General features: G+C 50.7%; 18 protein-coding genes. 1 reads left to right on the top strand and 17 read right to left on the bottom strand.

The genetic code is table 11. The features are described 5' to 3' along the window. Positions 1 to 5 precede the first annotated feature (5 nt). From DWX68_RS04830 to DWX68_RS04890, 13 genes are all read right to left on the bottom strand, one after another. Positions 6 to 956 carry an ABC transporter permease gene (locus DWX68_RS04830; RefSeq protein WP_243027552.1) on the bottom strand — a complete coding sequence of 317 codons (951 nt, stop codon included), beginning with the start codon at positions 954 to 956 and terminating at the stop codon, positions 6 to 8. After that, positions 953 to 1,999: an ABC transporter permease gene (locus DWX68_RS04835; protein WP_117795128.1), complete on the bottom strand. Its 1,047-nt coding sequence runs from the start codon at positions 1,997 to 1,999 to the stop codon at positions 953 to 955. The genes DWX68_RS04830 and DWX68_RS04835 overlap by 4 nt, the downstream gene beginning before the upstream one ends. After that, positions 1,996 to 3,534 (bottom strand): ABC transporter ATP-binding protein, encoded by a 1,539-nt coding sequence (locus DWX68_RS04840; protein WP_118628748.1) that lies wholly within the window; start codon positions 3,532 to 3,534, stop codon positions 1,996 to 1,998. Before DWX68_RS04840 ends, DWX68_RS04835 begins: the two co-directional genes overlap by 4 nt. A gap of 139 nt (positions 3,535 to 3,673) precedes the next feature. Next, positions 3,674 to 4,780 (bottom strand): BMP family ABC transporter substrate-binding protein, encoded by a 1,107-nt coding sequence (locus DWX68_RS04845; RefSeq protein ID WP_107001569.1) that lies wholly within the window; start codon positions 4,778 to 4,780, stop codon positions 3,674 to 3,676. Positions 4,781 to 5,221: 441 nt separating this feature from the next. Further along, complete coding sequence (eno, locus tag DWX68_RS04850) at positions 5,222 to 6,514, bottom strand: phosphopyruvate hydratase (RefSeq protein ID WP_118628749.1); 1,293 nt, start codon at positions 6,512 to 6,514, stop codon at positions 5,222 to 5,224. Positions 6,515 to 6,572: 58 nt separating this feature from the next. Continuing rightward, positions 6,573 to 11,270 carry an acyl-CoA dehydratase activase gene (locus tag DWX68_RS04855; protein ID WP_118628750.1) on the bottom strand — a complete coding sequence of 1,566 codons (4,698 nt, stop codon included), beginning with the start codon at positions 11,268 to 11,270 and terminating at the stop codon, positions 6,573 to 6,575. Positions 11,271 to 11,664: 394 nt separating this feature from the next. Then, on the bottom strand, positions 11,665 to 12,915 hold the full coding sequence (gene hflX / locus DWX68_RS04860; RefSeq protein WP_118472464.1) for a GTPase HflX: 1,251 nt from the start codon (positions 12,913 to 12,915) through the stop codon (positions 11,665 to 11,667). Positions 12,916 to 12,929: 14 nt separating this feature from the next. Next, positions 12,930 to 13,739, bottom strand: coding sequence for a tetratricopeptide repeat protein (locus tag DWX68_RS04865; RefSeq protein ID WP_118467434.1), 810 nt, complete (start codon positions 13,737 to 13,739; stop codon positions 12,930 to 12,932). 19 nt (positions 13,740 to 13,758) lie between these two features. Next, a complete protein-coding gene (locus DWX68_RS04870) occupies positions 13,759 to 14,190 on the bottom strand; it encodes a dUTP diphosphatase (RefSeq protein WP_117795742.1) in 432 nt (143 codons plus the stop codon). Positions 14,191 to 14,491: 301 nt separating this feature from the next. Then, positions 14,492 to 15,673: a sodium/glutamate symporter gene (gene gltS, locus DWX68_RS04875; RefSeq protein ID WP_107001574.1), complete on the bottom strand. Its 1,182-nt coding sequence runs from the start codon at positions 15,671 to 15,673 to the stop codon at positions 14,492 to 14,494. Between the two features lie 181 nt (positions 15,674 to 15,854). After that, entirely contained in the window at positions 15,855 to 16,463 is a 609-nt protein-coding gene (gene scpB, locus DWX68_RS04880) for an SMC-Scp complex subunit ScpB (protein ID WP_243027554.1), read from the bottom strand. Continuing rightward, positions 16,447 to 17,265 carry a segregation/condensation protein A gene (locus DWX68_RS04885; protein WP_118628752.1) on the bottom strand — a complete coding sequence of 273 codons (819 nt, stop codon included), beginning with the start codon at positions 17,263 to 17,265 and terminating at the stop codon, positions 16,447 to 16,449. Before DWX68_RS04885 ends, scpB begins: the two co-directional genes overlap by 17 nt. A 160-nt stretch (positions 17,266 to 17,425) precedes the next feature. Further along, complete coding sequence (locus tag DWX68_RS04890) at positions 17,426 to 18,367, bottom strand: metallophosphoesterase (RefSeq protein ID WP_107001671.1); 942 nt, start codon at positions 18,365 to 18,367, stop codon at positions 17,426 to 17,428. Positions 18,368 to 18,657: 290 nt separating this feature from the next. Between DWX68_RS04890 and DWX68_RS04895 the strand changes: the two genes are divergently transcribed. Then, positions 18,658 to 19,467 (top strand): YihY/virulence factor BrkB family protein, encoded by an 810-nt coding sequence (locus DWX68_RS04895; protein ID WP_118628753.1) that lies wholly within the window; start codon positions 18,658 to 18,660, stop codon positions 19,465 to 19,467. On the opposite strand, the gene DWX68_RS04900 is transcribed toward DWX68_RS04895, so the two are convergent. From DWX68_RS04900 to DWX68_RS04915, 4 genes are all read right to left on the bottom strand, one after another. Further along, on the bottom strand, positions 19,445 to 19,822 hold the full coding sequence (locus tag DWX68_RS04900; RefSeq protein WP_107001672.1) for a hypothetical protein: 378 nt from the start codon (positions 19,820 to 19,822) through the stop codon (positions 19,445 to 19,447). The two genes, DWX68_RS04895 and DWX68_RS04900, sit on opposite strands and share 23 nt — an antisense overlap. 24 nt (positions 19,823 to 19,846) lie before the next feature. Beyond that, positions 19,847 to 21,226: a 23S rRNA (uracil(1939)-C(5))-methyltransferase RlmD gene (gene rlmD / locus DWX68_RS04905; protein WP_118628754.1), complete on the bottom strand. Its 1,380-nt coding sequence runs from the start codon at positions 21,224 to 21,226 to the stop codon at positions 19,847 to 19,849. A 261-nt stretch (positions 21,227 to 21,487) separates the two neighbouring features. Continuing rightward, a complete protein-coding gene (locus DWX68_RS04910; protein ID WP_022359751.1) occupies positions 21,488 to 21,781 on the bottom strand; it encodes a hypothetical protein in 294 nt (97 codons plus the stop codon). Between the two features lie 161 nt (positions 21,782 to 21,942). Continuing rightward, positions 21,943 to 24,381 carry a UvrD-helicase domain-containing protein gene (locus tag DWX68_RS04915; RefSeq protein ID WP_118628755.1) on the bottom strand — a complete coding sequence of 813 codons (2,439 nt, stop codon included), beginning with the start codon at positions 24,379 to 24,381 and terminating at the stop codon, positions 21,943 to 21,945. Between the last annotated feature and the right edge of the window lie 149 nt (positions 24,382 to 24,530).

Consider the following 24,530-nt stretch of genomic DNA (forward strand, 5'->3'; position numbering starts at 1 on the left):
CATCATCAGCTTCCCACATGCAGGGATGATTCTCTCTTCTTGTTGGCTGAAATCTTCGCAATCATGGAAATTGCCAGTACCGCGATGGTCACGATATACGGCATCATCAGAACGAACTGGGATGGAATGCCATATGCCTGGAGACGGGCACCGACGGAATCTGAAAATCCAAACAGCAGACAGCCCAGTGTGGTCAGAACCGGGTTGGCACCGCCGAAATACATGGCTGCAACGCCCATAAAACCACGGTTGTTGGTCATGTTCTCGATAAACTGGGTACTGTAACCCAGGGAAAGATGAGCACCTGCCAGACCTCCGATGAGACCGGAAAGCAGCATTGCCTGATATTTCACAGCATTTACTTTGATACCTGCCGTCTTCGCCGCTTCCGGAAACTGACCTACTGCACGCAGACGCAGTCCCCATACAGTTTTATAGAAGAAAAACTGAAGCAGGATAATCAGAACGATGGCAAACCACTCGGTCACGCACCAGTTGTTAAACAGATCCCCCACCACCGGAAGATTGTCTAAAAATGCAACGTTCACACGGGGAATCGCCTTGATATCCGGGCTTGAAAAACTTCCGGTACTGTGGAAAATCGCATTTACCATGAATTTAGTAATAGCCAGTGCCAGCATATTAATACCCATACCGATGGCGCAGATCTCCGAATTGTACCGGATATGTCCCACTGCCATGATCATAGCAATGACAGCACCGGCGATCATCGCTGCCAGAATGCCTAATAACCAGCTTCCGGTAAAGAAGCTGACTGCAACTGCAGTAAAAGCACCTACCAGCATGATACCCTCTGTACCGATATTTAAGATATTGGCCTGCTGAGTGATAGCCGCACAAAGAGCGGCAAAGATGATCGGAGTCGCTGAACGAAACGTTGCATAAATCAGCGACGCATTAAAGATTTTATCAAAATTCTGCATTATCGCATTCATGCCTTATCCTCCTTCTTCTCCTCCGTTTTCTTTTTACGTTTCTTTGCAAACTGGAACGCAGTCTCCATGGTCGCTATGATAATGAACACAGCTGTAATGGTATCAACCAGTGATTTCGGCACACCGGTTGACTGCTGCATTCCCATAGCGCCCGATTTTAAAACTGCCAGGAAAAATGCCATAAATGGAGTCGAAACCATGTTGTTCTTTACAATCAGAGCTGCCAGCATACCATTGCTTCCAAGTCCGGTTGCAAAGTTGTTCAGGAAATATCCATGAACACCCAGAACCTCGATGCATCCTGCCATGCCGCCCAACATACCAGAAAGCATCATGGCACCGATAAACACCTTCTTAGAATCAATTCCCACATAATCCGCATGGGTCGGATTCAGGCCAACGGTACGAATCTTATAGCCCCAGCTGCTCTTCTGAAGCATAAAAATAATCACAATCACGGTGATGGCCGCGATGAAAATACCTACGTTAACACTGCTGGGTTTCATAAACTGATACAGCCTTACCGTAACCGGCAGGGACTGAGCGTTAGCAGTACCCGCACTCATAGGTCCGCTGACCAGATAAGATGTAATATAAAGGGCTACCGTGTTCATCAAAATGGTGGTACATACTTCATTTACATTATAATAGGCACGCAGAACCGCCGGAATAAAGGCCCAGGCAGCTGCTACCGCCATAGCGCCTACAAAACAGGCCACATACAGAGCCGGCTTCGGAAGGAAGGTCCAGTTAATGCCAATATAAGCAGCTGTGATACCGCCCAAGAAAACCTCGCCCTCAACACCTACGTTAAAAGCACCTGCTTTCGCTGCAACTGCAAAGGCAATGGATGTCAGCAGCAGCGGAGTAAATCCTGCCAAGGTTGTGCCCAGACGGAGCTTTCCGTCAAAAGCACCGCGGAACAGCGCCGCATATGCATCAATGGGATTTTCCCCGATGGCTATGATAAACAGCGCACCGACACCCATCGCAACGAGTATCGTAATAAGAATCCTTCGAATACCATTTAATGTCTGATTCATACTGCTGCTTCACCGTCCTTCCCTGTGTCTGTACCGCCCATCATAAGCAGACCCAGATTGTTTTCATTGGCCTCGTCGGCTCTCATCTCACCGGTAATTTTACCTTCATGGATAACTACGATACGATCTGAAAGGGAGATAATCTCTTCCAGCTCTGCCGAAACCAGCAGAACACCGGCGCCTGCCTTTTTCGCCTTTTCCAGGGTATTTCGAATCAGTTCGATGGCACCGATATCTACACCTCTGGTAGGCTGGGATGCTACCAGAAGCTTATTGCCAAGAGATACCTCCCGGGCTACTACTACCTTCTGTGCATTGCCGCCGGATAAGGAGGAGGTAGGAAGATTATAATCCGCCGGGCGGATATCAAACTGCTCTACCATCTCCTTTGCATAAGCATCCTGTCCCGATTTATTCATCATGATGCCCTTCGTAAAGGGAGGCTGATCCAGCCGGACTGCAATCAGGTTTTCCTCAATGGTCATGGCACGGTTCAGACCTCTTGTATTTCGGTCCTCCGGAATATGGGAAAGACCGCTCTCCCTTACTTTTCTCGGACTCTGATTCGTAATATCCTTGCCACAAAGAAGGATCTTGCCTTTCTCTACCTTGCGAAGTCCGGTGATCGCCTCAACCAGCTCACTCTGTCCATTTCCATCGATACCTGCCACGCCGACAATCTCGCCGGTCTTGACATGCAGGGACATACCCCGGATCTTCGATGTCTCCTTCTGGCTGGGAATCCACACGTCCTGAACCTCCAGAATCGTATCTCCCGCCTCAGAATAAGCCTTATCAATGTTTAAGAATACTTCACGTCCGATCATTCGTTTGGTCAGATCCAGCGGAGAGGTTTCCTCTTTATTAACAGTGCCCATATATTGTCCCTGACGCATCACAGAGATGCGGTCTGATATTGCCATAACCTCATTCAGCTTATGAGAAATAAAGACAAGGGATTTTCCATCCTGTTTCAGATTATTCAGGATTTCAAACAGACGTTCCGCCTCCTGAGGGGTCAGAACCGCTGTAGGCTCATCCAGAATGATGATATCAGCACCTCGCATCAATGTCTTGATAATCTCCACACGCTGCGCCTCGCCTACTGAAATCTGGCTTACCTTCTTATCCAGCTGCACGTCCATATGATACTGTTCAATATACTTTTTAACTTCTTTTCTTGCCTTGTCAAAGTCAATTGTCAATCCCTTTTTCGGTTCAAATCCCAGAATAATATTCTCCAGAACCGTCAGCTCATTCACCAGCATAAATTCCTGATGGACCATGCCGACACCGTGCTCAATTGCAAGCTTCGGTGTGATGGTTCCCATCGGTTCACCTTTGACGATAATCTCGCCCTCGTCAATGGGATACATGCCGTACAGAAGCTTCATCATGGTGGATTTACCAGCTCCATTTTCACCAATCAGAGAATGAATCTCGCCCTTTTTCAGAGTAAATTCACCATGCTTTACCGCCTGAACCTGCCCGAAATTTTTGACAATTCCTTTCATCTCCACTACGTATTCGTTCATTCGATCACCCTCTCGTCCGGAAATGCCTGACGGCTCTTTCCAAGAAAAAACATTTTGTTGAAAATGAAGGGGAACCTGAAAGAATTCAGATCCCCCTTCGCCGCCAGGTTTCACTCGCTCCCGGCCTTGTCTTTATCAATTATGCCTGTGGGCCAAATCCTTCATAGTTTTCAACTACGATCTCGCCGGATTTGATCTTCTCGGCAAGCTCATCACACTTATCAACGATATCCTGCGGGAATTTGTCGCCCAGAGATTCTTTGATAACAGAGAAATCGGTCAGGCTGACACCGCCGTCCTTCAATGCCAGATATTTGGTTGTGCCGCCCTCAAAAGTTCCCTCTACTGCAGACTGGATAACCAGATAGCAGGCATTATCAACTCTCTTAACCATGGAAGTAAGAACATGTCCAGGCTGATCGGAATCCTGGTTTAAGTCAACGCCGATTGCGTATTTGTCAGCTTCTTTTGCACCTTCCAGAATACCAACACCGGTACCGGATGCTACGTTCATGACAATATCAGCACCCTGCTCATACTGTGCTAACGTCAGCTCTTTACCCTTTAACGGATCCGTCCAGCTTCCTGCAAAAGCCTGAAGAATCTTGATATCCGGATCGATATACTTCGCGCCCTGCTCATAACCTGTATAGAAGTCATGAAGTACCGGAATATCCATACCGCCTACCCAGCCGATGATATGATCTTCATTGACATTCGGGATATCGGTCTTGGTGGTGAACATAGCTGCTGCCGCACCTGCCAGGAAGGAGCCCTCATTCTGAGCAAAGCTGATGGACTCAACGTTCGGCAGATCAACGGTTGTATCGATAACTGCAAACTTGGTATCCGGATAACTGGATGCATTCTCAGTGATATAATCTGCGATGTTGGAAGAAGCACCGATGATTAAATCGTAGCCGTCATCACAAGCCTGAAGTAGGTTTGCTTTCCACTCTTCAGCAGTGGTACCCTCAAGGCTCTTAAGCTCGATGCCGAAATCCTCAACTGCTTTCTGTGCACCCATGTTGCAGGAGTCATTGTAGCTCTTATCACCTAAGTTGCCGGTGTAGACAACACACACACGAAGCGGTTTGTCAGATTTCTCTGAAGCGTCGGCTGCCTTTGTCTCGGTATTGCTGCTGTCAGCTGCCGTTGTCTCAGCAGTACTTCCGCCACCGCCGCAGGCTGTTAAGCTGGCACACATTGCTGCTGCAAGTACAATGCTTAATGTTCTCTTTCTCATTCTTTCATCCTCCTTTTTATGTGAAATACGTTATCCGCCGGACCATTCCTTTGGTAAAACGTTTTTCCATTCGTTCAAAAAAAATAAATCCTTTTTTCATATTTGCTTTACAGTTATTTTACAATCATTCCCACTGTTTTGTCAATAAATTTCGTATAAAAACGATTATTTTTTAAAATATTGTCAAACTTTTAGCAATATTCCTTTTTTCGGTCTTATGCAAAACAAAAAGGAATACGTTTCTCTCCGTCCTGGTTGTACGGTAAAACGCATTCCTTTTCAAAGTTGTATTCTATTTTCCTTTGTTTCGACGCCATCCGGCATTTCCCCAGATGATTTTTGTCTGTTTCTGAGGAAATGCATTCGTTTTCGGAACAATTCACACATTTCATGCAATGTAACAGATTGCTTGTCTGCACGATATCCCGTAAAAAAGACAACTTATTTTTTATTAAATGCCGCCTTCCCCGGATACTGTGCGCCGGTTCCCAGCTCTTCCTCAATCCGCAGAAGCTGGTTGTATTTTGCCACGCGCTCACTCCGGCTCGGTGCGCCCGTCTTGATCTGGCAGGTATTCAATGCGACCGCCAGATCTGCGATCGTCGTATCCTCGGTCTCGCCGGAACGGTGGGATACAATCGCCGTGTAACCTGCCTTATGTGCCATCTTGATTGCCTCCAGTGTCTCGGAGACGGATCCAATCTGGTTCAGCTTAATCAGGATCGAATTGCCGCAGCCGAGACGGATACCTTTTTCCAGGCGTTCGGTATTTGTTACAAACAGATCGTCGCCGACCAGCTGCACCTGTCCGCCGAGTTCTGCGGTCATCTTCTGCCAGCCTTCCCAATCCTCCTCGTCCAGACCATCCTCGATGGAGGCGATCGGGTATTTCCCGCAGAGCTGTTTCCAGTGTGCGATCAGCTCCTCGGAGGTGAAGTGTTTGCCATTCTTCGGAAGCAGATATTCGCCCTTCCTGCCGCTCTTCCACTCGCTGGATGCCGCATCCATCGCCAGGACAAAATCCTCGCCCGGCTTATATCCGGCTCTCTCCACTGCCTCTAAGATGCACTGGATTGCTTCTTCGTCACTTCCCAGATCCGGTGCAAAACCGCCCTCATCGCCGACGGAGGTTGCCAGTCCGCGCTCTTTAAGCAATGCTGCCAGCGCATGGAACACCTCGGTACACCAGCGGAGTCCCTCGCAAAAGCTCTCCGCGCCAACCGGCATAATCATAAATTCCTGTACATCGACAGTATTTGCCGCATGCGCGCCGCCGTTTAAAATGTTCATCATCGGGACCGGAAGACGGTTTCCAGATACGCCGCCGAGAAAACGGTACAGCGGAAGACCATACGCATTGGCTGCCGCCCGTGCGCTCGCGATCGAAGCCGCCAGGATCGCATTCGCGCCCAGCTTGGATTTATCCTTGGTTCCGTCCGCCTCGATCATCGCTTTATCAACCGCATAAATGTTCGCCGGATCCATGCCCTTTAATACTTCTGCAATCACGGTATTCACATTCTGGACTGCTTTCTGTACGCCCTTTCCGCCGAAACGCGACTTGTCGCCGTCTCGCAGCTCCAGAGCCTCAAATTCACCTGTCGATGCACCGCTCGGTGCCGCGCCGCGTCCTATGCTTCCGTCTGATAGATAAACCTCCGCCTCCACGGTTGGATTTCCTCTCGAATCAACAATCTCCCGTCCAATCACCTTTTCAATTTCCAGATGTTTCATAGCCTGTCCCTTTCCGCCGCGTGGGCTTATGTGATTTCTATTTTTGTCTAACCCGAAATCAGGAAACTTTCTGCTTTTTATTATCGGCGTTTTTCTGTTTTCTATTCATAGTCTCCACGGGGCTTCTCTGCCCCACGTCCGGCAGGGCAACCGTGTCCACGCTTCTTTCTTTCACATTCATAATCAGCATCTGCAGGCGGTTTTCCAGATTGGCAAAGCTCACATCCGGATCGTAGTCAAGCGGCAGGATCTGGGCGTCCGGGTACATTTCCCGCATTTTTTTTACGATGCCGCGTCCTACCACATGGTTTGGCAGACAGCCAAATGGCTGTAAAATCACAAATGCCCGGCAGCCATGCGCCGCATGGTGCAGGATCTCGCCCGGAATCAGCACGCCCTCGCCCGCATCAAAGGTGTGCGGGATGATCGGGTCACTTTCCTTTACCAGTTCCGGCAGGCGGCAGACAGGCGTATAGAGCGGATGCTGTTTCGCTATCCGATCCGCTGCCGCGTGCGCAGCGTCAAATACCCGGTTCGCCACATGGTACCAGTTTTTCTTGACAAACGGCTTTTTCAGATGATACGTCCGAATCTGCTCATCCTGGCAGAAATACGTTTTCCGGATAACATCCGTCATCCGCGCCTCAATAATCTCAAATCCATTTTTCTCCAGGTAGCGCTCAATCTCATGATTCGCGCCCGGATGGAAATTGAGGAGATACTCGCCGATGATCAGGACGCGCGGGCGCGGCTGGCTCCGGTCATATTCGATCGCATTCATCCGCTGGATCGCCTTTTTAAAGCCTCGCAGAGCGCCTGAAAGCCCATGCTGCTCCAGACCATCCACGACGAAATCCATCGCCTCGCCAAATGCCTGATCACTGCTTCCGGAAACTTTCTCATACGGGCGGATCTTGCGAAGCAGCTCTTCCAGAATATCGATCATCGGAAGCGCTCCCGCCAGACGGATCGCCGACACAAGGTTCATCCGGAAGCCCGGATGCAGATCATGATAATCGACGTCATCGTTCGTCAGAATCGCCACCTCCGGGTAGCCGGCGTCGTCAAGCGCCTTGCGAAGCAGCGCACTGTAATGGGTCAGGCGGCAGTCACCGATGTATTTTCCCATACCGATCGCCGTCTCAGATGGCACATACTGACCACTCCGAAGTGCTGCCAGCGCCTCGCCGATGACAATCTGCGCCGGGAAACAGATATCGTTGTGGACATACTGCTTTCCGAGGCGGATCGCCTCTTCCCTGCCGACCGCCAGCGGAACTGCCCGGATTCCCTGTGTCTTCAACGCCGCCGACATAATCCGGCAGAACGCGTGGGAGGTGTTCGGGACCAGAACCGTGCGCTTCTTGCGGTCTTCCACCTCAAATTTAACCGGATATGGATCCGAAAGTTCGTGAACCTGCCAGGATTTTTGAATGTCTGGTCCCAGCGCAGCCGTCCCGCATTCATTTCCGCCGCCCGCATTCTCCTGTCGGCTTGTTCCAGGCTGGTTTTGCAGCCTCTCCGCCATCTCCCGCTTCTTCCGCCGCATGTTGATCGTCTCCAGGAAGGAACGCACCCTGATCCGCAGCGGTCCCTGTACCTCGCTCTCGTCAAGTTTCAGGATCAGCGGTGATTTTCCGGAGATTCCCCGCATCATACGCTGGATCTCATCCGACAAATATGCATCATGCCCGCATCCAAAGCTTACAAACTGGACATATTCCAGATTCTGGCTCTGTGCCGCCAGAACCGCGGACGCCAGTATCCGCGCGTGGTAATTGTTTACGACATCCAGACGGCTGTGGCTTAAATCCACATTTTCAATGCCCGGAACAGAATCTGCCGTCAGAACCGGAACGCCAAACTCGGTCAAAAGCTCCGGCAGGCTGTGGTTGACAAGCGCATCATTCTGATACGGTCTTGACGCCAGCACCACCGCATAGCGCCCCTCTTTTTCCACCTCTTCCAGAACCTTCGCTCCCGCCTCTTTCAGGCGGCTCCCAAACTGCCGCATCGCATCATTTCCTGCAAGAACCGCCTTTTTCGTTTCCGACGGCTGGATGGAAAATGTCTGTTCCATATATGTAATAAGCTGACGTTCTTTATCTTCCTCCCTGTACCAGTAAAATAACGGTGCATCAAACGGAATGCCCCACTGTTTCTCCGGAGAATCCGAGTTGCGGATCACAAGCGGATATCCCTTCACGACTGCACACATGGACTCGCTCGTTGATTCCGTATTTTCCGATCCGATCGCCGCAATCGACGGCATAAAAATACGATCCACTTTCTTCTTTACCAGATCGCGGATATGCCCGTGCACCAGTTTTGCCGGAAAGCAGACGGTATCTGAAGTTACCGCGCTTAAGCCTTCCTCAAACATCTTGTGCGTGCTCGGGGATGAAATCTGAATCTCAAAGCCCAAAAAACGCCAGAACGTCGTCCAGAACGGCATCGTATCCCAGAAAGCAAGGACGCGCGGCAGACCGATGGTTATATTTCGCCGCACAGTATCAGACACAGCATTCGGCACAAGACCAGTCTTAGCGGCTGCCCGCTCTGAATGACTTTTTGCAGACGATGCATCCCCCTCTTCCGCTTGATCCAGATAATCTGCAAACAGGAGTTCTTCCCGCAATTTATAGAGATTTGGCACTTTATTCCGGGTTTCTGACGCTATTTTCAGTCGCTCGCGCACCTTCACATCCTTCGGATCGCCAAGAATCTCGCCCCGCTCACAACGGTTGTTCGTGATCCATGAGGTTCCATTCGAAAACCGCACCACCGCACGCTGACAATGGTTCATACAGAACGGACACGGCACATTCGCCTCCTGCTGCCAGGTCAGGGACTCCATTTGATCCAAACTGGTAAAATGCGGCTGTTTCCGGCTCCTTGCCTCTTCCTTCGCTAAAAGCGCCGCACCGATCGCCCCCATAATGCCCGGATACGGCGCCCGGATCACCGGGCGGCCGACATACTGTTCCAGCGCACAGAGAACCGCATCATTTTCAAACGTTCCGCCCTGTACGACAATCCTCTTTCCCAGAGAATCCAGGTTCGACACACGGATAACCTTTGTAAATACATTTTCAATGATCGAACGGCACAGCCCCGCCATGATGTCCTCCGGCAGCTTTCCATTTCTCTGCTCCGTCACGATACTGCTCGTCATAAAGACGGTACAGCGGCTTCCGAGCGCAGCCGGATGCTGCGAAGAAAATGCCTTTTCAGCAATCTCCCGCGCCGGAATATGCAGGGAGGATGCAAAATTTTCCAAAAAAGACCCACAGCCGGATGAGCAGGCTTCATTCACGACAATATTTGTGATAACGCCATTGTCCAGCCAGATTGCCTTCATATCCTGACCACCGATGTCCAGAAGAAACGTCGCATCCGGCGTGTATTTTGCCGCCGCACGTGCATGTGCCACCGTCTCAACCGCGTGTGTCTCGGCCGAAAATGCACGTGAAAACAGCATTTCTCCATAACCGGTCGTCCCGGCTGCCAAAATCTCCAGCCGCACGCCGTGGGACGCATACTTTTCCCGCATCGCAATCAATGCTTTCTTTGCCACCGTCAGCGGATCGCCTTGATTCGGCGCATAAAAGGAATCCAGAAGTTCCTCATTCTCATCTAACAGGACAAATTTTGTCGTCGTACTGCCCGAATCAATACCCAGATATGCCCGCAGCGTACTGCCTGACTGCGGATATACTGTTTTTCGTTCCGGACGTCTGTGTCTCTCCTGAAATTCCGTCTGCGCCGCCTGATCGGCAAAAAATGGACGGGAACGGAACGTGCCCTCCGCCATCTCATCGCCATTTCCGGCTTCACTTTGTTTCTTTGCTTCCTCGCGCGCCGCACGCACCTTCTCGATCCGATCTAACAGTCCGTCTGCCGTGGCGAGCGCCTCTTCCTTCGAAAAAAGCTTCACTGCCGCACGCGCCGCACCGCAGGCAATCAGAAGTTCCGGCCGGTCCGGACTTAAAATTTCCTCCGGCCGAAGGTCCAGACGTTCAGCAAACACGCGCACCAGCGTCCGGTTAAAGGTCAGCGGACCGCCCTCAAAGACAACCGGCTTCTCGATCGAAAGTCCCTGTGCCAGACCGCCGATCGTCTGTTTGGCAATCGCATGGAAGGAGGAAAGCGCCAAATCTGATTTTTTCACCCCCTGATTTAAAAGAGGCTGGATGTCGGTCTTGGCGTACACGCCGCACCGTCCGGATATATCATATACGGTTGTTCCCTGTGCCGCCAGCGCGTCAAATTCCTCAACCGGTGTCTTAAGAAGAGAAGCAATCTCATCCACAAACGCACCTGTACCGCCAGCACAGCTGCCGTTCATCCGCATATCTGCGACCTGCAGCTCGCCCGTCCGTTTATCCCTCTGGAAAAAGATAATCTTCGCATCCTGTCCACCCAGCTCGATCGCCGTTCCGATTTCCCCGTACATGGCTTTCAAGGCGATCGAGTTCGCCACTACCTCCTGTACATAAGGGATCCCCAGCTCTTCCGAGAGGTGCTTTGCGCCCGAACCGGTCATCGCCGTCAGAAATGACCGCCCCGCAAGCGTCTCTTTCACCAATTTTACAGCTCTCGACACACTCTGAAGCTGATCCGAGTGATGGCGTGTATAGTCCGAAAACAGGACTTTCCCCGTTGCCGCCTCCATCACTGCCACCTTCGTCGTCGTTGAGCCAACGTCAATTCCGACGAGAATCTGTTCCTGTCTGTTTTGTCCCTTCTGTTCCATTCTGTATCTTCTAACTCCTTTATCCCAGATGTCTGAAAACTTGTGCGGTCATTCTATCCGACACAAACAGCCTGCGCCCTGTCATCTCTTTTCTCTTCATCTTAACAACTTCTTAGCATCCGCCAAAACATGAAGAAGAGGCATACGGTTTTTCCCCGCACACCTCTTTACCGTATGGATCTGTACGCATCTGCCTTCCAGCATTCTGTACAGCCATAAATATGCTACATTCTAACAAATTTAAAATAAAAAGTCAATTCCCGGCAGTTTCAAAAGTGCCGTAAGAAAACGTGGTGGCAGCAGGAATTTGCCGTATTGAAATGCGAAGCCACGGCAAATTCCGTTACTGGGCACGTATGCGTGAACCGTAACACAGTAACCTATCATCTGCCTGTTAGCGCATCAGCCCTGCGTAGAGCTCCGTCGGCACATACGCCTCCACGTAAATGCCATCTTCCCGGTACTCTTCTTTTAAAAGCTGACCGTATTTGCGGATCGTCTGGATGCGTCCAGCCTCCTGGTAGGAAAATACCTTTTCCAGATAAATCTTGCGGTTTCGCAGAATCATTTCCAGAATATCCTTCAGCTCATCCAGCCCCGCGCCCGTCTTCGCGGAAATCTGCACCTGATAATCAGAATGCAGATCTTTCAGCGTCTCCGGCTGCTCCACCTGATCCATCTTGTTAAAGACTGTTACCACCGTCTTATCGCCGATCTCCAGCTGACGCAACGTATCATATACGACATACATCTGCGTGTCCATCTGCGGATTCGACGCATCGACCACATGGAGGACAATATCGCTATAACGTGCCTCCTCCAGCGTACTCTTGAACGCCTCGATCAGATGGTGCGGCAGTTTGCGGATGAATCCGACCGTATCTGTCAGCAGGATCTCCTGTCCGCTCGCCAGCTTTAATCCACGCGTCGTCGGATCCAGCGTCGCAAACAGTTTATCCTGTGCCAGGATTCCTGCACCCGTCAGGGTGTTTAAAAGCGTTGACTTACCGGCATTCGTGTAGCCGACGATCGCCGCCGACAGCGTATATTTCCGGTCGCGCTGTTTTCTCGTCACCTCGCGGTGGCGTTTGACATCTTCCAGTTCCGACTTTAGCTGCCCGATCCGCTCATGAATCAGACGGCGGTCCATCTCCAGCTTCTTTTCACCCGGTCCTCTCGTACCGATACCGCCGCCCAGACGGGACAGGGAACTGCGCAGACCGACCAGGCGCGCTGCGCGGTAACGCAGCTGTGCCAGCTCAACCTGGATTTTTCCCTCGCTCGTCGTCGCATGCGCCGCGAAAATATCGAGAATGACCATCGTCCGGTCCATTACCTTCGTATCCAGCGCCGATTCCAGATTGCGAAGCTGTGCCGGGGACAGTTCATCGTCGCAGATCACGCCGGTTGCGCCCATTTCCCAGACCATCTCCCGCAGTTCCCCGATCTTTCCACTGCCCAGATAGGTGCCTGGATGAATCTTCTCCCGGTTCTGCACCAGACGCCCGATCGCCGTCGCTCCGGCGGTATCCGCCAGCTCCTCCAGCTCATCCAAGGACGCCTCCGTATCATCTTCATCAGAGGTGCTGACCGCCACCAGAATGACGCGCTCCTCCAGTTCTTTCATATCGAACAATTCTGCCATATTACCTCCAATATTTACCGGCTTTCCAGAAAACGGATTTCCTTCTGCACCTCCGGTGTGTCCGCACCGGCTGCCTGGCACTCCTTAAACTGTTCCAGCGCCTTCGCAAAATCGCCCTCTTTCTCATAGAGAACCGCAATATTCTGCCGGATTACCAGCGCCGTCTCACTGTCCGCCAGCGAAAGCGCCTCCTCATAATGGGACATCGCGCTCTCATAATCGCCAGCCTCCATTTCACTGATCGCAAGCTGATTATAAATCTCCGGCCCCGACACGCCGCGCTCGATCGCCTGATTGCAGTACTGGGCTGCGAGCTCACTATCCCCGGCATCCCGCGCCGCCGACGCAAGCGCCGTAAACGCCAGACTCACACCCGGAGCCGCGGCGCTGCTCTTTTTGCTGTTCTTCGCCTTTTCCTCCGCTGCCGCAAAATCCTTTTCGGCATCCTCCGCCTGTCCGGCTGCTGCCTCCGATGCCGCTTTATAATAGAGGTATTCCGCTTTTCCGCCGTCTACCTCCGCCAGAATTCCATAGGTCTGCGCTGCCGCCTTATAATCCGCCAGTTTGTATTCTGCCTCGCCGCGGTATTTTAAAACATCCAGCTCAAAAGAATTGACGATCCCATCGCTCTCATCCAGCGCTTTTCCAAACGAATCAATCGCATCCTGATAATTACCTGCATTTAACTGCTCGATTCCGGTCATACGCGCCTCTTTCGCTTCCTTCGATTCACCGCCGCAGCCGGAAAGGATGCCCAGTGAAAGCACCGCTGCCGCCAGAAAAAGACTTACTTTTTCTCGTTTTAACCTCTTTATCTGCTTCATTTTTTACCAAACCTTTTTATTAATTCTTTCCCGTACTTCCGATCCCGCCGCGATCTTTATTGTCAAGCTTCTCCGTCTCCTCAAATACGATCTTCGGCTGATGCTCCATGATGCGGAACTGGCAGATGCGGTCATTGACATGGATCACTGTATCACGCAGCGCATATGCCGGAAAATGCCACTGATCATTGTCCCCGCAGTAGCTCTCATCGATCACACCCATATGATTGGTCTGGATGATGCCGAAATTTTTAAAGGTACTGCTGCGCGGAACTACATGCGCCTCATAGCCCTTCGGCAGCTCCATCGCCACGCCAAGCGGAATCAGGGCAAAATCACCCTTTTTCAGCACCACCTCACGCGCCGCACGCAGGTCGATCCAGTCAGATTTGCCGTCAATGTAGGCGAGGCGGTCAATGGCGTCTGTGAAATATTTGATCTTTATGTTCATGCTGTTCATATCTGTATGAAATCCTTTCTTATGTCACATTTTATCTGGTAATGGCTGCCTTGCAAGTTTGTTTTTCACAAAGCACCTCCCCGAAAAATATTTTTCAACTTTCCAGTTTCTCTATAATACCACACGCGCGCGTTTTCCGAAAGTATTAATTCGTGCAGGCACAGACTTTCGCTCGTTGCACGCGAAAAATCCCGGCGGCCTGGAAATCCAGAACCGCCGGGAAGGAAATAGGTTGGAGCTACTTCAATATCGGGATATTTTAAATGGATACTTTGCTGAACCAGCCATCAAATTATAAGAGGTTCATGAAAGTAGTCAGTACCATGGAGTTAAAGAAGTCTACGAATAAGCTTCCTACTAACGGTACGATGAAGAATGCACGCGGAGCCGGACCATAGCGCTCTACCAGTGCTCTCATATTTGCCATTGCGTTCGGGGTTGCGCCCATACCGAAACCACAGAATGCGGTGGTCATTGCAGCTGCCTCGTAATCACGGCCCATGATGTTGAATACAAGGAAGTTTGCATACAGGAACATAACAACCGTCTGAACTAACAGGATAACAATCATCGGAAGCGCCAGAGCTGCTAACTGCCACAGCTTCAGGCTCATCATTGCCATCGCTAAGAACAGGTTCAAGGACAGACCGCCCAGTGCGTCAACTTCTTCCATCGGAAGATCTTTGTGCTGTACATCCCAGATGTTACGGATAGCGGCTGCTGCCAGCATCGCACCGATGTAAGTCGGGAATGTAAGACCAATGCTCTTAAAGAACGCGAAAATGAAGGTACCAACACCGATTGCAACTGCAAGGAATACAGCCGCGGTGGTGAATTTCTGACCGTCGATCGGCGATGCTACTTCGTCAACTGCATTGCCTTCCTCGGCTGCGGTTGATTTCAGATGGTGTTTCTCAACACGGGCACGGGCGATAGGACCACCCATCATACTGCCGGATACCAGACCGTATGTAGCGGATGCCAGGGCAACTGTAGTTGCGCCTACAACTGCGTATTCCTGCTCCAGAAGCGGTCCGAAGGAACCACTCGTTCCGTGACCTCCAACTAACGGCATAGAACCCATACATAAGCCGAGAAGCGGATTCAGACCAAACGCTGCTGCCAGACCGCTGCCGACTGCATCCTGCACGATACAGATACCAACTGCCAGCGCCAGGAACATAAATACCTGAACGCCGCCCTTCTTTAACAGACGGAAGCAGGCGGTAAAACCGACGCTGCAGAAGAAGATCGTCATAAATACGCTCTGTAAGGTTGTATCAAAGGAAAGCTCCAGAACTCCTGTTGCATACAACGCCAGATGAGCGAATGCAAATACGACACCGCCCGCAACCGGAGCCGGTATACAATACTTGCTCAGGAAGGGCAGCTTTTGTACAAGCAATCTTCCCAGACAGTAGACCAGTGCGCCAAGAGCACACGCCTGATACATATCAAGCTCAAGTGTCAACATAAACAATTCCCCCTTTTGTTTTGCTGGCTTCTTTCATTTATGTAGCGATTTGAAAGAGCTGCTTGTTTGTTTGTGTTGACCTCATTTTCCACGTTGGCTACAAAAAGTTACAAGAAAATACAGAAATATGATGTTAAGAATCTGTTAATGTCAGAATTGAATGAATATTGTTAAGAAAACGTTAATATTTTATTTCCTTCTCTGCCTCTTCCGGCAGTTTCCCCTCAAACTTCAGCTCTTCCTCCGCCTCCATGCGGAACTCGTCGATTCGTCCCGGTGCCGGTTCCGGCAGTTCTTTCGTCGATCCGACTCCAAACCGGCGCAAAAATTCCTCCGTCGTCGCAAACAATGCCGGACGTCCCGGCACATCCAAACGCCCTACCTCGTAAACGAGATTGTACTCAATCAGTTTATTGACCGCGTGATCCGATTTAACCCCGCGGATCTTTTCAATCTCAAGCTTCGTGATCGGCTGTTTATAAGCAATGATCGAGAGTGTCTCAAGCACAACATCCGTTAAAATCTGCTTCTTCGGCGTCGCTGCCACCCGGATCAGATTCTCATAATATTCCGCGCGGGTCGCCATCTGCCAACTGTCCTCCAGCTGCGTGATCTGCATGCCCCGCTTTTCTGCCTCATAACGGCTCTGTAATCGTCTGACCGCCGCTTCCGCGCGCTCTGTATCCGTCCCGAGCGCCGCCGCAAGCTGGCGCAGCTCAACCGATTTTCCCATTGTAAAGAGAACCGATTCCACGATGGCTTCCTCGCGTTTTTCATCTAATTCTGGCATACTCTTCTCCTTCCTCCGTCGAAAGTTCCAGCTCTGCCTCGCCTTCCGTTTCATCCACATCCACCGTATCGAGCTGCATCTCATCAAACAATTTTTCCTGCACCAGATGAATCCGTCCCATCTTCATCAGCTCCAGCACTGCCAGAAACGCCACGACTATCTCCAGGCGATCGGATTCCCTCTCCAGCACATCGCTGAATTTAAAATGACGGTGTTCCCGCGCATAAGAAAGCACCGACTTTACCTTCTGCTCCAGGCTGATCGGTTCTCTGCGGATCGTGCTGAACCGGCTTCGCACCGGGTCAAGCTTATTGGCATTCCGCTTCATGACCGCGTCAAACACTTTCTGCAGCTTTGCCAGCGTCAGACCATCCAGAAGCTTGTCCAGATCCAGCGGTTCTTCATATTTCGCCACCTCCCGGGGAATCGTCGGTTCCTTAAAAAAGAGAAGCTCTGCCTCCTGCTCCCGCTCTTCCAGCTCCTGCGCCATATATTTATACATCTTATATTCCAACAGCCGGCGCACCAGCTCGGCGCGCGGATCTTCCTCGTCTTCTTCCTCTTCTTTTTCCACCTTCGGAAGGAGCATCCGCGATTTGATGTCCAGAAGCGTCGCCGCCATCACCAGAAAATCGCTGACCACATCCAGATCCTCATGATCCATCTGATTAACATATTCCAGATACTGCTCCGTAATCAGGACGATCGGAATATCGTAGATACTTACTTTATTTTTTTCAATCAGATGAAGCAGCAGGTCCAACGGTCCTTCAAAATTATCTAATTTATAGGAAATTTCCATTCTTTCCGAACTCCTTCTTTTAGCCAGCTTTTTCTACAATCATATACCAAATTCCGTATACATCCACCTGTGCCGAAGAGTTATTCCTGCTGCCACCACGTTTTCTTACGGCACTTTCGGTTCCAAAAGTGCCTACCCGTGTACAATAACCAGGATCTCTCTATTGTTTTCCCCGCAACGTCACACAAACCAGCTCTGGCCGGTCATTCAGCCGCACATTGATCGAATGTGTCCCAAGCCCCCGGCTGACGATCATCGTCTTTCCGTCCGCATCAAACCGTCCGGCGCACCATGGCAGGAAAAACTGGTACTGCGGCGTCATCACGCCTCCCAGCCCCGGGATCCGGATGGTTCCGCCGTGGAAATGTCCGCAAAGCGTCAGATCCGCGCCCCATTTCCGGCAGGTCTCAAAAAAGAGGGGAGAATGAAATAATAATATCTCATACATTTCATGTCCGGCTTCCCGCTCCTTTTCCGCCAAGTCAGGAAAAAACGATTCTTTCATCTGTTGAAAACACGTCTTCTCTGCCGCAGTTCCAACCCGCTCCGAAAGCTCTTCCATCGGCAGTTCCGGCACCGTGAAATGATGCTTATAATATATCTCCCGCAAATTGCACCCAGTCACCCGGATCCACGGATTGATCTCCTCGCTCCGATCCGACAAATAATGAACCCCCAGACGTTTTAATTCCATCTGGAACCGATCATACAAATCTCCGTACACATCCCGCTCCCGATTCATCCGCTCCTCATGATTTCCGTTCGCATAGTAAACCGGCACAAAGGAGGTCAATTTTTCCAGAAGCGATACCGTGACGGTTAAATCACCTTTTCCCTTACAGACCATCATATCGCCGCCGATCAGCACCGCATCCGGCTTGAATGTGCGGATCGCTGCCACCAGCGGCTCATTGTCCGTTCCATACACATTATCATGCAGATCCGACAAAAATACGCAGCGGAACGCAGCGCCATCCGGCAGCTTCGGACTCTCTATCTCATACTGGTCGGTCACAAAATGTTTTTTTTCATATTCCGAGCGGAGCAAAAGCCCCACTGTCACGGCTGCCAGTGCCGCCGCACATGCTGTGATTGCGATCATTTTGTTTCCTCCCATGTCCCATTTTCCAATTGGCTGCCGGCTGATTTTTGCTGCTGTCCGCATCACTGCCATCCTTATGCCCTGCAGACCCGAATCATTTCTATCCTGTTATCATACGGGAAACCGGTGTTTTCGTCAAGACAGGCAAATCCGTTGCTATTTTTTCGACCTCATGATAATATACTTTTAACAACACTGAAATGGCATTCACCTATCGTCAGCCATTTTTCAAAGGGAAATGAGCCAGTTACGGATATTTTCTTAATAACATAAATCAAGCGAGGTTTTCCATGCTTTCTTTTCTCCTGAACTGTAAACGGATTTACAACGATTTCATCAAAGACGAAGTCACGGTGTACGCCGCCCAGGCTTCTTTTTTTATCGTTCTCTCCGCCGCACCTTTTATCATGATTCTGCTGACGCTGATCCAGCTCATCCCCGCCGTCAGCCCGGAGGATCTGATGCACGTGATGACACAGCTTCTTCCCTCCAGCATCCACCCGCTGATTGAATCGGTAATCCAGGACATCCAGACTGTATCCCCGGCCGCCCTGCTCTCGGTTACCACCGTGGCAACCATCTGGTCGGCTGCCCGCGGCATGCTTGGGATCGAGCGCGGCTTAAACCGGATCATCGGCTGCCGCAAGCGCAGAAATTACCTTTTAGGACGTATCATCAACTCTGGCTATACCATCGTTTTTCTCCTGATGTGCATTTTCTCCCTGGTTCTGATGGTGTTCGGTTCCTCCCTGCAGCGCCTGCTATTCCGTTACTTTCCGATGCTGGACAGATTCGTTTCCTGCCTGATTAGTCTCCGGACGTTTCTTGCGCTGGCGCTGCTGACGCTCTTTTTCGTCGCGCTGTACACCTGGCTGCCCTATGAACGGCAGGATATCCGTCTCCAGCTTCCCGGTGCGCTGATTTCCACCGTCGGATGGATCGGATGTTCCTACGGATTTTCCATCTACTTCAACTATTTCGGTAATTATTCTTATATGTACGGCAGCTTGACCGCCGTCGTGATCCTGATGCTGTGGCTGTACGCCTGCATCTGCATCCTGTTTTTCGGGGCGGAAATCAACCAGCACTGGCGCAGATAATCCCCAGCCTCAGGAACACCGGATACAGATAGCTTGCCCCAAACACTCCCAGCTGCTTTGGTCCGGTCACGCAGCCAAGCTCCTGCGCTTTTTTATACGCCACCAGGATGCTTGCACGCGTAACCGACTTTTCTTTCCGGCTGACAAACATCTCGTTTCCCCGGATCGTGTACGAATATTCCAGCCCTTTCGCCGTGTAAAATATTGCCCCTTCAAATGCAAGAATCGCTTCCCACAGGGCATCCGGCGTCTGTTCGCGCAGTAAAGTCTCCCTCTTCCGGCGCTGCACAGCTGTCTCCTGTACCTGGCAATCTGCTGTATCTGGTTTTATTTCATTCTCTTTTGTTTCATCCATTTTTCCCACATCCATTTTGGGATCTTATTTCTTCCGCGTCAATGAAACCACTGTCTCACAATTGGCAGTATGCGGGAACATATCCACGCAGCACACCTTATCCACCTGATATCCTGCCGCCTGGATCGGTTCCAGATCCCTCGCAAGGCTGGTTGGTTTGCAGGACACATAAACCATGTGGCTGACGCCAAAATTCAAAATCTTTCCGATCGCCTTCGGATGGATTCCGTCGCGCGGCGGATCCAGAACGATCAGATCCGGCTTTTCTTCCAGCTCGTCCACCACCTTGAGGACATCCCCCGCCAGAAATTCGCAGTTGCCAAGTCCGTTGCGCGCCGCATTCTCACGGGCTGCCTCGACTGCTTCCCCGACAATCTCCACGCCGACTACTTTCTCCGCCACCGGTGCGAGGATCTGCGCGATCGTGCCGGTGCCGCTGTAAAGGTCAAATACGACTTTTCCCTTCGTCTCACCCACATACTCACGCGTTTTCTCGTACAGTACCTCCGCGCCCAATGAGTTCGTCTGGAAAAAAGAAAACGGCGAGATCTGGAACCGCAGCCCTAAAAGCTCTTCGTAAAAATGCTCGCGTCCGAACAGAATGTCCGTCCCCTCATCTTTTACGGCATCCGCCAATGTATCATTTTTGGTATGCAGAATGCCCGCAAAGCTTCCCTCCATAGAAAGTGCCTGAAGGCGCTCCGTCCATCCCCGTAAAAGTGCTTCCTCGGTTCCCTCAAAGGTGTCCGTCTGTGTCGTCGTGATCAGATCGACCAGAATCTCCCCTGTCTTGATCGCACGGCGCACCAGAAGATGGCGCAGATAGCCGGTATGCTGCATTTTTTTATAAAATCCAACTTTCTTTTCCTCAAAATATTCTTTTGTACAGACAAGAATCTTGCAAAAATCCGGATGCACGATATGGCATTCGCCGGTTGTAACCACATCATAAAAACTGCCGCGCTTGTGCATTCCCAGCGACATAGGACCATCCTTGACCTCATCACCGAAGGAAAACTCCATCTTATTCCGGTAGCCCTGCACCAGCGGGCTGCCTAAGATGCCCTCAAACTCATATTCCGGACATACCGCATCCAGAAGGGAACGAACCTGTTTTTCCTTGATCGCAAGCTGTTTCTCATACGGAATCGGCTGATAAAGACATCCGCCGCAGATACCAAAATGCGGGCATATATCCTCTGCCGTCTCTAACTTTGAGTGCTCGACAACCTCCAAAAGCATACCCTCGCATCGGCCGCCGCGCTTTTTATTGATACGGAACCGGATCTTCTGTCCCGGAAGCGCATTTTTGACGATCGCTTTCTCTCCATCTATCACAACTACGCCCTTATTTGGAAACTCAATCCGTTCTACAGTTCCTTCGTAAATCTCACCTTTTTTCATTGATAACTATATAGCTCCTTCTCTCAGTGGCTTTTACCGCACTATAATCACCAACTGCAAATGATTTTTCAACTCACAGCTAATTTTCATCTGCGGTTCTAATTCATATCTTTATAGTATACAGGAATTTTTTTCTTTTTCCAAGATATAAAAAATACAAACTTATCTACAAACTTTCCTATGGCATAAAAAATACTGCGTGAAACCGATTTTCCGGTTCCGCGCAGTATTTTTTATGATTCATTGACTAAATTATCACAATCAGTCTTTCTTCTCTTTCTCGTCGCTCTCATCCTCGAAGAAATCATCGTCGAAATCATCATCGAAGTCGTCCTCGAAATCTTCCAGATAATCTGGAGTAAAGAAACGATATACGCCGTATGCAATCGCTGCAACTGCTGCTACAATACCGATAATGGCTAAAATCCAGAGAATACAGTTTTTCTGTTTCTCCTCTTCTTCTTTTCTGTGAAGGAATTCATTCAGTTTGGTTGCATTCATGATCTCTTCTACTCTGGAGAGCGCATCTTTGCTCATCATATCAAATTTATTCATACACTCCACATCCTTTCCCGCGTTTTGATCCGCAATTCTTGATTTTATTATACCATCTCTCAGCCGATTTTACTATATTTTTTATTGGATCTGGCGAAAATGTTTTAATACGGCATTACTGTTTTCGCATACGTGTACCGTAACAATACGGCAAACACGGTCTAACATTTCACCAGTTTTGCAAATGAAGCGAACATTTTTTTCACGCCCACGCGGTCAAAATTAACCGTCACCTCAAAATCCTTGCCGCCGTCCGCGATCTGCTGCACCGTTCCCTCGCCAAATTTGAGGTGGCGGACTCGGTCGCCCTCACCGTAGGAAAGATGGTCGGCCTTCTGGACCGTAAATGCCTTGCCAAATGACGGTGCCGGGCTGGCTGGACGGCTGCTGGAACTATAAGCGCTCTTATATGGATCCAGCGTGCGGCCAGAACCAGCACTTCCGGAACCATTCACACCGCCCCAGCCGCTCATCCGGGCTGCGCCGCGCTCCCAGGCGGCATCGTTCTCTGAAAGAGGGTGTTTTCCAGACATTCCGCCAATCCGCACCCGATCGCCGTCTCCCGCGCCAGATACACCAAAGCTGCCCGTTGTCCAGCCAGAAGTCCCCGAATCTTCAAATCCGCGTCTGCCCCGGCTCATACCAGCAGCCCGTTCAAAGACGGTCGGCTGCTCTTCCTCGTCCAGAAGCTGCGGCGGAATCTCCTCGATGAAGCGGCTGACCTTCGCAAACCGCGTTTCTCCATTGACCATGCGCTGTCTCGCCGCCGTCAGCGTCAGTTCTTTCTCCGCACGGGTGATTCCGACATAGCAGAGACGCCGTTCTTCTTCGATGGCGTCCTTATCATCCGAAAAGATGGACATGCTGCTCGGAAACAGCCCGTCCTCCATGCCGCTTAAATAGACATACGGAAATTCCAGACCTTTTGCGCCGTGCAAAGTCATCAGGACAATCCTGTTTTCGGATTCGTCCAGGCTATCTACATCCGCTACCAGCGCAACCTCCTCCAAAAATCCGTCCAGCGTCGGTTCCTCCGCTGTGCTCATATAGCCGGTCGCCTTATTAACCAGCTCTTCCACGTTCTGCAGACGTGTTTCTCCCTCGATCTCGCCTTCCGCCTCCAGATCCTTCTTATATCCCGTCTCTTCCAGAATCGCCTCGATAAGTTCCGGGATCGAAAGGGCCGAAAGCCGCGACCGGAAGTTTTCGATCTGCTCCGTAAACTTCTCGATCTTATCCGCCGCCTTGCCGATCGTCGGCACGCCGCGCACGCGCAGCAGCGCATCATAAAAGCTCATGCCATTGGCAGACGCATAGATCGTCACTTTTCCGATCGAGGTCGCACCGATGCCGCGCTTCGGCACATTGATAACACGCTGAACCGCCAGATCATCGCGCCCATTCGCAATCGTCTTTAAATAGCAGAGAATATCCTTGATTTCCTTGCGCTGATAGAAATTGACGCCACCGACCAGCCGGTACGGAATGCTGTAATAAATACATTTTTCCTCCAGAAGACGCGACTGTGCATTGGTACGGTACAGCACGGCAAAATCCGAATATTCCGCATTTTTCTCTTCTTTCTCACGCTCAATATCACAGATAATGGCGTCTGCCTCCTCGTATGCCGTGTCATACTGACGGAAGCGCACCTTCGGTCCCTCGTCATTCGCCGTCCACAGCGTCTTGTCCTTTCTGCCGCGGTTGTGGCGGATCACCTCATTTGCCGCGTTCAGGATGCTCTGGGTGGAACGGTAGTTCTGCTCCAGCTTGATAACGCGTGCGCCCGGAAATGCTTTCTCAAAACTTAAAATATTTTCGATATTTGCCCCGCGGAATTTGTAGATCGACTGGTCATCATCACCGACCACACAGATATTTCTGTACTTCTTTGCCAGCAGATCGACCAGCTTAAACTGTACAAGGTTCGTGTCCTGGTACTCGTCCACCATGATATACCGGAATTTATCCTGATAATATTCCAGCACATCCGCGTTTGCCTCGAAAAGCTCTACCGTTTTCACCAGCAGATCGTCGAAATCCAGGGCATTATTCTTCTTGAGTTCTTTCTGGTATTCCCGGTAAATCTGAGCAATCTTTTTCTCCCGGAAGTCCGCTCCCGCCTGTTGCTCAAACTCATCCGCCGTGATCCGGTCATTTTTCGCCGCAGAAATCCGTGACAGCACCGCCCGCTCCTTAAACTGCTTCGGATCCGCCTGCATTTTCTTGAGCACCTGCTTCATCAGCGTTTTCTGGTCGTCGCCGTCATAGATAGTAAAATTCGAGTCATATCCCAGACGGTCGATAAACCGGCGCAGAATCCGAACACAGCTCGAATGGAACGTGCTGACCCAGATCGCCTCCGCGCCTTCCCCCACAATCTTATCCACACGCTCGCGCATCTCCGCCGCCGCTTTATTGGTAAATGTGATCGCCATGATATTCCACGGCGCCACCCGTTTTTCCTCGATTAAATACGCAATCCGGTGTGTCAGGACGCGCGTCTTTCCTGAACCGGCGCCTGCCAGAACCAGGAGTGGTCCCTCCGTGTGAAAAACCGCCTCCCGCTGCATCGGGTTAAGTGTGTCGTATTTGCTCATATATGTTTCGTTCCCTTCTATCCTCTTATATAATCTATTTTTAATGACAAAAAGTATGTTCGAATACGCTCTAGTATAATCTATTTTCTCTTGGATGTCACGGAATTTTCATTGATTTTAAATTTCTCCTTGCTATCTGGTTTTCAAAA

This window comes from Clostridium sp. AF20-7 (assembly GCF_003479275.1).
GTDB classification, from domain to species: Bacteria; Bacillota; Clostridia; order Lachnospirales; family Lachnospiraceae; genus Otoolea; species Otoolea fessa.

What these genes read in the sequence shown, in the direction of transcription:
- DWX68_RS04885 (WP_118628752.1), bottom strand. Translation starts at nt 17,265, where the DNA reads ATGGAAATTTCCTATAAATTAGATAATTTTGAAGGACCGTTGGACCTG.
- DWX68_RS04865 (WP_118467434.1), bottom strand. Translation starts at nt 13,739, where the DNA reads ATGAAGCAGATAAAGAGGTTAAAACGAGAAAAAGTAAGTCTTTTTCTG.
- gltS (WP_107001574.1), bottom strand. Translation starts at nt 15,673, where the DNA reads ATGTTGACACTTGAGCTTGATATGTATCAGGCGTGTGCTCTTGGCGCA.
- DWX68_RS04870 (WP_117795742.1), bottom strand. Translation starts at nt 14,190, where the DNA reads ATGAACATAAAGATCAAATATTTCACAGACGCCATTGACCGCCTCGCC.
- DWX68_RS04890 (WP_107001671.1), bottom strand. Translation starts at nt 18,367, where the DNA reads ATGATCGCAATCACAGCATGTGCGGCGGCACTGGCAGCCGTGACAGTG.
- DWX68_RS04835 (WP_117795128.1), bottom strand. Translation starts at nt 1,999, where the DNA reads ATGAATCAGACATTAAATGGTATTCGAAGGATTCTTATTACGATACTC.
- DWX68_RS04910 (WP_022359751.1), bottom strand. Translation starts at nt 21,781, where the DNA reads ATGAATAAATTTGATATGATGAGCAAAGATGCGCTCTCCAGAGTAGAA.
- DWX68_RS04845 (WP_107001569.1), bottom strand. Translation starts at nt 4,780, where the DNA reads ATGAGAAAGAGAACATTAAGCATTGTACTTGCAGCAGCAATGTGTGCC.
- scpB (WP_243027554.1), bottom strand. Translation starts at nt 16,463, where the DNA reads ATGCCAGAATTAGATGAAAAACGCGAGGAAGCCATCGTGGAATCGGTT.
- eno (WP_118628749.1), bottom strand. Translation starts at nt 6,514, where the DNA reads ATGAAACATCTGGAAATTGAAAAGGTGATTGGACGGGAGATTGTTGAT.
- DWX68_RS04855 (WP_118628750.1), bottom strand. Translation starts at nt 11,270, where the DNA reads ATGGAACAGAAGGGACAAAACAGACAGGAACAGATTCTCGTCGGAATT.
- DWX68_RS04895 (WP_118628753.1), top strand. Translation starts at nt 18,658, where the DNA reads ATGCTTTCTTTTCTCCTGAACTGTAAACGGATTTACAACGATTTCATC.
- hflX (WP_118472464.1), bottom strand. Translation starts at nt 12,915, where the DNA reads ATGGCAGAATTGTTCGATATGAAAGAACTGGAGGAGCGCGTCATTCTG.
- DWX68_RS04915 (WP_118628755.1), bottom strand. Translation starts at nt 24,381, where the DNA reads ATGAGCAAATACGACACACTTAACCCGATGCAGCGGGAGGCGGTTTTT.
- DWX68_RS04840 (WP_118628748.1), bottom strand. Translation starts at nt 3,534, where the DNA reads ATGAACGAATACGTAGTGGAGATGAAAGGAATTGTCAAAAATTTCGGG.
- rlmD (WP_118628754.1), bottom strand. Translation starts at nt 21,226, where the DNA reads ATGAAAAAAGGTGAGATTTACGAAGGAACTGTAGAACGGATTGAGTTT.
- DWX68_RS04900 (WP_107001672.1), bottom strand. Translation starts at nt 19,822, where the DNA reads ATGGATGAAACAAAAGAGAATGAAATAAAACCAGATACAGCAGATTGC.
- DWX68_RS04830 (WP_243027552.1), bottom strand. Translation starts at nt 956, where the DNA reads ATGAATGCGATAATGCAGAATTTTGATAAAATCTTTAATGCGTCGCTG.